Here is an 8,411-nt window from a genome sequence, read left to right on the forward strand (position 1 = left end):
TCAGCCGCCCGGCGGGGCCAGCCTGGTGCCCGTGGCCGTGATCTCGGCGGCGCTGGTCCACGGGCCGCGGTCACCGGCCTCGCTCAGGACGCGCAGCCTGAGGTAGCGGCCGGGCGTGGCGGTGAAGGACACCTGTTGCGCGGCGGCCGTGTCCGCGAAGGAGCCGGTGGCCACCGGGGTGCCCCAGGCGGTGGTGACATCGGAGACGTAGACCTCGTACCGGCCGATCCGGCCGTTGACGCCGCCGTCCTGCCGCGGCAGGTAGCCGAGGCCGTCGACCGAGTGGCGGGCGCCGAGGTCGATCCGGATCTCGTGCGGCAGCGGGGCGGAGCCGCCGGACCACTTGGTGTGCCAGATGGTCGCGGGGTTGGCGTCGATCGCGTTGGCGGCGGCGCCGTTCTCGCCGGCGGTCTCCTGGCTGTCGGCGCTGACCACCTTCCAGTCGGTCCGCGGGATCGGCGCGGACCCCGTGGTGACCGGGGTGCCGGACGGGACGGTGATCCCGGCGGCGGTCACGGTGAACGCCTCGGACCGGCTCCCGGCCTTGATCCACAGCACTCCGGAGCGATCGGCCGGGTCGAAGTACCAGCCGCTGGCCGCGGCGTCGTACGCGGCCCTGCCCGCCAGGGCGGGGAGCACGGTGGAGCCGACCGTCACCGAGGCGGGCACGCTCGCGCTGTGCACGGTGAACTCGTAGCCGCGCGAGGCGCTCTTACCGGTGTAACTCCCGTCCGCCGCACCGACGGTGATGATGGCGTCGCCCCGGCCGACGGCGGGCGCGCGGACGTCGACGCGCTGGCGGGCGTAGGCGCCGTTCTGGTACGCACGGGTCACCCCGTCGTCCTCGTAGAGGCTGAACGTGGAGTCCCCGCGCGGGTACACGTCGTACGTCAGGGTGGAGACGCTCTTCTCACCGGTGTGGTTCATCTGCGGCCACATCGGCACGATCGCGCCGGAGCGGACGAACAGCGGCAGGGTGTCGAGCGGGGCGGCGTAGCCGTTGAACCAGCCGGGGCCCTGGTAGACCTTGCCGCTCCAGTAGTCGGTCCAGTTGCCGGCGGGCAGGTAGATCCCGTTGCGGACGTCGGTGTCGCTGACGACCGGCGCGACCAGGAAGGAGTCGCCGGCCATGAACTGGCCGCTGGTCCGGTTGTCACGGGCCACCGGGTCGTCCGGGTACTCCAGCACCAAGGCGCGGGTGGAGGGCACGCCGGTCTCGTTGGCGACCTTGCTCATGGTGTACAGGTACGGCATCAGCCGCATCTTCAGCTGGAGGTACTTGCGGTTGATCGACAGGTACGGCTCGGCGTAGCGCCACGGCTGCTTGTCCTGGTACCCGGCGGAGGGGTTGGTCGCGCCCCAGCCGGACATCGTCATGAAGGCCGGGGTGAACGCCTTCCACTGCAGGTCGCGCACATAGGTCTTGGGGCTTCCGCCGTAGATCCCGTCGATGTCGCCGGAGGCGTAGTTGAGGGCGGACAGGCCCGCGCCGGCGATCGAGGGGACGTGCCAGCGCATGGCGTCCCAGGTGCCGCTGGTGTCGCCGGTCCAGACGACGGCGTTGCGCTGGGTGCCGGCCCAGCCGTCGACGGTCCAGACGAACCGGCGGGCGTCGGAGTTGTCCTCGATGCCCGCGACGGCCTGCTTCACGCCGTCGAAGGCGTACTTGTAGCCGCCGCCGATCCAGGCGACGTCGGTCTTCACGGCGCGTGAGCCGGCCGTCCCGACCTCGTGGTCGATGTCGGCGAGGCCGGTGGAGGTCCACAGGCCGGTCCGGAAGCCCTTGGCCTTCAGCGCGGCGACGGTGGCCGGCAGGTCGGTGTAGCCGCAGCCGTAGCCGTCGTTGGGCAGGAACCAGCCGGAGGGCATGTTCGCGGCCCGGGCGTCGGTGGCGTAGCCGACCACGTCGGGGGTGGTGCGGTGGCGGGCCCGGTTGTGGTCGCCCTGGTAGTCGGGGTTGGAGGCGTTGAAGCAGTCGGCGTTGCCCAGCTCCAGGCCCCAGATCGGCGCGAGGAAGGGCTTGCCGGTGACGTCGGTGTAGCCGTCGAGCACGTCCTTGAGCGAGTTCCCGGCGAAGTACCAGGCGTCGAAGCGGTTCTCGTCGTGGGTGAGCGCGGTCGGGGCCCGGAAGTCGTACGAGCCGGGGGCCCAGGTGTTGCGCATGACGCCGTAGCCGTTGGTGGACATGTAGAACGGCGCCGGGCTGGCGTTGGTGCCCTCGGTCCACTTGTTGCCGACCGCGACGGGTACGGTCCTGTCGCGCAGGGCCCACTCGCCCAGGTGCAGGCCGGTGCCGTAGAACTGCTCGTCCGCGGCGCGGCCGAGGTACTGGGTGGTCTGGCGGCCGCTCCAGCTGGTGGGCTTGGACTCGGCCCAGACCAGGGTGGTGTCGTCGGCCCGGTAGAGCGCGAAGGTCAGCGGCTTCTTGTTGATCCGCAGGCTGATGGCGGGGGTGGCGATCCGCCAGTGCGTTCCGGCGTCGGTGAGGGTGGCGCCGACGGTGCCGAAGGAGGTGGTGACGGCCAGGTCGGTGCCGGCGGGGTCGTCGGTGAAGGAGCCGTCCGGGGAGAGCCAGATCCGGAAGACGTCGGCGCGGGCGACGACGATCCGGGCGGCGGCGGCGCTCGACGTCCGGACGGTGAAGGTGTCGCCGGCGCGGCTGACGGAGGTGGCGTTGCCGGCGGTCGCGGCGTGGGCGGGCAGGGCGGGGCCGAGGGCGCTCAGCAGGGCGCCGAGCAGGGTCAGGACCAGGGCCGCGGCCGTACGGCGGGGGCCGGCGGCCCTTGGTCGGGGGGTGGGGGGAGCGACGGCAGCGCTCACGCTGTCCTCCTGGGGAGGGAATGGGGGGAGGCCCGCGCCGCAGCGGGTGGCGGGCGGGTGAGACCGTGCCCCGCCATGACAGCAAGGTCTATGACATGTCGTCAAGTGCTTGAACTGACGCTGCTTTGAGCAATATCGAGCATGAAATGCAAACCTGTGAACAGCGGCGGCTCACGGCAGCAGGACCAGCCGCCCCCGCAGGCCACCCTTCTCCAGGCGGCGGTGCGCCTCCGCGGCCCGCTCCAGCGGGAGGGTCCCGGCCACCCGCAGGGTGAGGCGGCCCTCGGCGGCCAGCGCGGACAGTCCGGCGAGCGCCGCTCCGTCGGCGGCGATCCACACGGTCGACACCCGGATGCCGCGCAGGCCCGCCGGCGCGCCGCCCGTCACGGCGACGAACGCGCCCCGGGTGCGCACGGCTCCGAGGGCCGCCACCCCCAGCACCGCCGCGTCCAGCGCGCCGTCCACCCCGCCGGGCACCAGCGCCCGTACCGCCGCCGCGAGGTCGTCGGCGCCGGCGTCCCGGGGGACGAACCACTCGGCGCCCAGCGCCCGTACCGCCGGCTCGTCCGCCGCGCCCGCCGTCGCCACGACCCGCAGCCCGCGCAGCGCGGCCAGTTCCACGGCGAAGCCGCCCACCCCTCCGGCCGCGCCGGTGACCAGGAGGGTCGCGCCGGGCGGGAGGTCCAGCAGGTCCAGCGCCTGCAGGGCGGTGAGGCCGTTCAGCGGCAGGGTCGCCGCCTCCGTGGACGACACCCCCTCGGGCGCGGGGGCGAGCGCCGTGGCGTCCAGGACCAGGTACTCGGCGTAGGCGCCCAGCGGTACGTCCAGGAGGTCGCGCAGGCCCACCACGCGCTCCCCCGGGGCGAAGCCGCTCACGCCCGGGCCGACCCGGTCGACCACCCCGGCCACGTCCCAGCCGATCCCGACCACCTCGCGCGGCGGCATCAGCCCCGCCCCGGCCAGGACACCGGCCCGGGTCACCAGGTCGACCGGGTTGACCCCGGCGGCCTCCACCCGGATCCGCACCTGACCCGGCCCGGCCTCCGGCACGGGGACGTCGACCACCTCCAGGGCGTCGGGACCGGCGAATCGGCGGACGACGACGGCACGCATGAGGGCACTCCTTCGGCTGGGGGCGGGGGCGGCCATCGGCGGACCGGCCCCGTGAACAGCCCTCACGCTAGGGAGAGTTACTCTCCAGCAGGAAGTACGCACTCCGAAGTGCGTACCGCACGCCGAGGAGAGCCCGATGGCCACCATGACCGCGGCCCAGCGCCGCGCCGCCGAACGCGCGCGGTTCGACGCCTACCTCGCCGAGTGCCCGGCCCGGCAGCTGCTGGACCGGATCGCGGACAAGTGGGTGAGCCTGATCGTCAACGCCCTCGCCGACGGGCCGCAGCGCTACAGCGACCTGCGCCGCCGGCTCGCCGGGGTCAGCGAGAAGATGCTCACCCAGACCCTGCGCGCCCTGGAACGCGACGGCCTGCTCACCCGGACCGTCACCCCGGCCGTGCCCGCCCGGGTCGACTACGCGCTCACCCCACTCGGCGAGGGACTCCTGCCGCTGATGCGCTCGATCAAGTCATGGGCCGAGGAGCACATGCCCGACGTCCTCGCCGCCCGGGACGCCTACGACACCCGATCCACCACCTGAGCAGTCGTCAGTATCCGCAGCAGCCGGGACACTTCGGCGGTGACGGCGGCCCGGCCGGCGCCGAGGTAGACGCGGGTGTCGACGAGCACCGGGTCGGCCCCGAGGGTCGCACGGACGGCGCCGGTGAAGGCCTTGTTGAGGTGCGTGGCGATATTGATCTTCGTCATCCCGTGGGCGACGGCGGCGGCGAGGTGGCCGTCGTCCACGCCCGAGGAGCCGTGCAGGACGAGCGGCACCGGGACCTTCGAGCGCAGCGCGGCGATCAGCGCCAGATCGGGCCGGGCATCCCGGGTCAGCATGGCGTGCGAGGTGCCGACCGCCACCGCGAGGGCGTCCACCGAGGTCGCCCGGACGAACGCGGCCGCCTCCGTCGGATCGGTGCGGGCGCCGGGCGCGTGGACGCCGTCCTTGCCGCCGACCTCGCCCAACTCGGCCTCCACCGCGACGCCCGCCGCGTGGCACCGGGCGCCGACCTCGGCCGTGGCGCGGACGTTCTCCTCGTACGGCAGCGCCGAGGCGTCGAACATCACCGAGCCGAAGCCGAGCCGGACGGCCTCCTCGACCAGGTCGACGCGGGTGGCGTGGTCGAGGTGGACGGCCACCGGCACGGCGGCGGCCCGGGCGACGGCCACGGTGGCCGCGCCGACCGGGCCCAGGCCGCCGTGGTAGCGCACGGCGTTCTCGCTGATCTGCAGGACGACCGCGGTGCCGGCGGCCTCGGCGCCGGCCACGATCGCCTCGGCGTGCTCCAGCTGGATGACGTTGAACGCGCCGACGCCGTGGCCGTGGCGGACCGCGTGGGCGAGGATCTCACCGGTCGGGGTGAGGGGCATGGTGGTGGAGGCCTTTCTCGCTGAGGGTGGGTGCTGATACCGGGGCGCCGGGCCCCAGGGCTTACCGGACGTCCTCGACCTCGACGAGGCCGAGCAGGCGGGCGTGGGCGGCCGGGTCGAAGTGGCCGGCCCGCGGTGCGAGCACGGTGGCGGCGGACAACGCGGCCGCGTGCCGCAGCCGTTCGGGCCACGGCGCGCCGGCGACCAGCCCCGCGGTGAGGGCCGCGACGGCCGAGTCACCCGCGCCGGTGGGGTTGCCGGACAGCCGCTCGGGCAGCCGGGCCCGCCAGCGGCCCTCGGGCGTGCAGGCGAGCAGTCCGTCCGGACCGAGCGAGGCCACCACCGCCCGCGCGCCGGCGGCCCGCAGCGCCTCGGCGCCGTGGAGGGGGTCACCGGTGCCGGTGGCGGTGGCGAGCTCCGCCGCGTTCGGCTTGACCAGGGCGGGACGGGCGGCGAGCGCGGCGGACAGCGCGGGGCCGTCCGCGTCGAGCACGGCGGGGACGCCCTGCCGGTGCGCCGTGCCGATCAGGTGGTGGTAGGTGTCGACCGGCAGCGTGGGCGGCAGGCTGCCCGAGAGCACCACCGCCTCGGCGTCACGCAGCAGGAGTTCGTAGCGGGTGGTGAAGGCCCGCCACTCCCGCGCGGTGACGGCGGGGCCGGGTTCGAGGTAGACGGTGGTGTCGCCGTGGCGGCCCTCGACGACGGCCACCGTACGCCGGCTCTCCCCGGCGACCGGGACCAGCTCCTCGGTGATCCCGGCGGCCGCCAGGTCGGCGCGCACCGCCCGGCCGGTGTCGCCGCCGGCCAGTCCGGTCACGACGGCCGGACGGCCGAGCGCGGTGAGCACCCGGGCGACGTTGAGGCCCTTGCCGCCGGCCTGCTGGGTGACGGCGACCCGGTTGCTGCCGTGCCGGACGACCTCGTCCAGGCGGTAGGTGAGGTCAAGGGCCGTGTTGAGGGTGACGGTGAGGATCACCGGGCGCCCCCCTCCTCGGCGAGCAGGCCGGCGCCCAGGCAGCCCGCGTACGGGCCGAGTTCGGCGGCGACCAGCTCGGGAGCGGGTCGGAAGGTTAGCCGTTCGGCGAGGCCCTTGCGCAGGGGTTCCAGGAGGGTCTCGCCCGCCCTGGCCAGGCCGCCTCCGATGACCAGGCGTTCGAGGTCGAGCAGGGTGGTGAGCGTGGTGAGCCCGTCGGCCAGTGCCTCCACCGCCTCGGTCCAGATCCGCAGGGCGGGCCGTTCGCCGGCCGCGGCCCGGGCCGAGACCTGCTCGGCGGTGACGCCCTCGGCGCCGGTGGCCTCGGCGTAGCGGCGGGTCACGGCGGAGGCCGAGGCGAGGGTCTCCAGACAGCCCCGGTTTCCGCAGCCGCAGGGGTCTCCGCCGGGCCGGACCACCTGGTGGCCGAGTTCCCCGGCGAAGCCGCGCGCTCCGGTGTGGGGCCGGCCGCCGATGACCAGGGCGGCGGCGATGCCGGTGCCGACCGGGACGAAGGCCAGGTCGCGGCAGCCGCGGCCGGCGCCGAGCCGGCTCTCGGCCAGGCCGCCGGCCCGGACGTCGTGACCGAACGCGACGGGCAGGTCGAGGTGTTCGGCCACCCACCGGCGGACCGGCACGTCGCGCCAGCCCAGGTTGACCGCGAGGGCGCAGACGCCGGCCTCCTCGTCGACCAGGCCGGGCACCACCACGCCGGCCGCGGTCACCGGGAGCCCGCGACCGTCGGCGGCGGAGCGGAGATCGTCGGCGCAGGCCAGGATGGTGTCGAGCACGGCGTCCGGGCCGCGTTCGGCGCGGGTCCGCCACTGCCGGGCCTCCAGCAGCCGCCCGTCCTCGACCAGGCCGCCCTTGACGCGGGTGCCGCCGACGTCCAGCGCGATGACGGTCACGGGCCGGCCCCTTCACCTCGGGGCCCGCGGCGGCGCGGGGCGGTCACGGCCGGTCCAGGATGATCGAGCGCGTCAGGTTGCGCGGCCGGTCGGGGTCGAGGCCGCGGGCGGCGGCGACCTCGACGGCGAGCCGCTGCGCCCGTACGAGGTCGGCGAGCGGGTCCAGCGGGGAGACCGAGACGGTGGCGCCGAGGGCCCGGACCTCGGCCTCCAGGCCGGGGGGCGGCGGGCCGAAGAACCAGACGGTGCTGGTCGGGTCGGTGACGCTGACCGGCCCGTGGCGGTACTCCATCGCGGGATAGGACTCGGTCCACGAGGAGGAGGCCTCGCGCACCTTGAGGGCCGCCTCGTGGGCGATACCGCAGGTCCAGCCGGCGCCGAGGAAGGTGAACTGCCGTGAGGCGGCGGCCCCTTCGGGCAGCGGCTCGGTCAGGGCCCGTTCGGCCTGCCGCGGCAGGTCCTCGGGGGCGAGCCCGAGGTGGGCGCGGAGCAGGACCAGCGCGGTGGTGGCGAAGCGGGTCTGGACGACGGACCGCTCGTCGGCGAAGTCCAGGACCACCAGGGAGCGCGCGGCGCCGGCGACGGGGGTCGTGCCGTCGGCGGTGAGGGCGACGGTCTCGCCCGCCGTCACGCGTCCGAGGGCTTCGACGACCTCGGTGGTGGTGCCGGAGCGGGTGATCGCCACCACCCGGTCGTAGCGGCGCCGGTGGGGGAACTCCGAGGCCGCGAACGCCTCGGTCTCGCCGAGTCCGGCGCCCTCGCGGAGGGCGGCGTAGGCCTGCGCCATGTACAGCGAGGTACCGCAGCCGATCACCGCCACCCGTTCGCCGCGCTCCGGCAGTCCCTCGGGCGTCAGCGCGAGCGCGCGCCGCCAGCAGTCGGGCTGGCTGGCGATCTCCACGTCGACATGGCTCATGGCTGTCCTCCAAGCAGGCGGCTTGCTCAAATATGCTTGATTTATAGACCCGTGAGCCAGCTTTGCGCAATATCGAGCACTAGTTGGCAGCCGTGATCGCCGCGGGGACCTCGGTGACGAGCCCGGAACGGACGACGGCCCGCCGCTCCGGCCGATGGACGGAGCGGCGGGCCGCGGCAGGCCGTGGGGCCCGGTCAGGCCGCCCCGAGGAGCACGTCGAAGCGGTCGGCGCCGGTGATCCACTCGCCGTGGCGCATCACGGCGACCAGGTCGTGGGTGGCGGAGTCGAGGACCACCAGGTCGGCGA

At 74.9% G+C, this 8,411-nt stretch carries 7 protein-coding genes; 1 reads left to right on the plus strand and 6 read right to left on the minus strand.

Annotated elements, in window-relative coordinates; genetic code table 11:
• Positions 1-2,820: a TIM-barrel domain-containing protein gene (locus tag ACWEQL_RS13225; RefSeq protein ID WP_452150325.1), complete on the minus strand. Its 2,820-nt coding sequence runs from the start codon at positions 2,818-2,820 to the stop codon at positions 1-3.
• 171 nt (positions 2,821-2,991) lie between these two features.
• Entirely contained in the window at positions 2,992-3,933 is a 942-nt protein-coding gene (locus ACWEQL_RS13230; protein WP_452150326.1) for an NADP-dependent oxidoreductase, read from the minus strand.
• Between the two features lie 136 nt (positions 3,934-4,069).
• Here ACWEQL_RS13230 and ACWEQL_RS13235 point away from each other — a divergent pair, with 136 nt between their 5' ends.
• Positions 4,070-4,474 carry a winged helix-turn-helix transcriptional regulator gene (locus tag ACWEQL_RS13235; protein WP_452150327.1) on the plus strand — a complete coding sequence of 135 codons (405 nt, stop codon included), beginning with the start codon at positions 4,070-4,072 and terminating at the stop codon, positions 4,472-4,474.
• Here ACWEQL_RS13235 and ACWEQL_RS13240 read toward each other — a convergent pair.
• From ACWEQL_RS13240 to ACWEQL_RS13255, 4 genes are all read right to left on the minus strand, one after another.
• Positions 4,450-5,307, minus strand: coding sequence for a class II fructose-bisphosphate aldolase (locus ACWEQL_RS13240; RefSeq protein ID WP_452150328.1), 858 nt, complete (start codon positions 5,305-5,307; stop codon positions 4,450-4,452). The two genes, ACWEQL_RS13235 and ACWEQL_RS13240, sit on opposite strands and share 25 nt — an antisense overlap.
• Positions 5,308-5,368: 61 nt before the next feature.
• The gene (locus tag ACWEQL_RS13245; protein ID WP_452150329.1) at positions 5,369-6,283 is read right to left on the minus strand and encodes a 1-phosphofructokinase family hexose kinase; all 915 of its coding nucleotides are present in this window, start codon (positions 6,281-6,283) and stop codon (positions 5,369-5,371) included.
• A complete protein-coding gene (locus tag ACWEQL_RS13250; protein WP_452150330.1) occupies positions 6,280-7,188 on the minus strand; it encodes an ROK family protein in 909 nt (302 codons plus the stop codon). The genes ACWEQL_RS13245 and ACWEQL_RS13250 overlap by 4 nt, the downstream gene beginning before the upstream one ends.
• A 43-nt stretch (positions 7,189-7,231) precedes the next feature.
• Positions 7,232-8,104 carry an SIS domain-containing protein gene (locus tag ACWEQL_RS13255; RefSeq protein ID WP_452150331.1) on the minus strand — a complete coding sequence of 291 codons (873 nt, stop codon included), beginning with the start codon at positions 8,102-8,104 and terminating at the stop codon, positions 7,232-7,234.
• Positions 8,105-8,411: the final 307 nt, after the last annotated feature.

Source organism: Kitasatospora sp. NPDC004240, assembly GCF_053603215.1.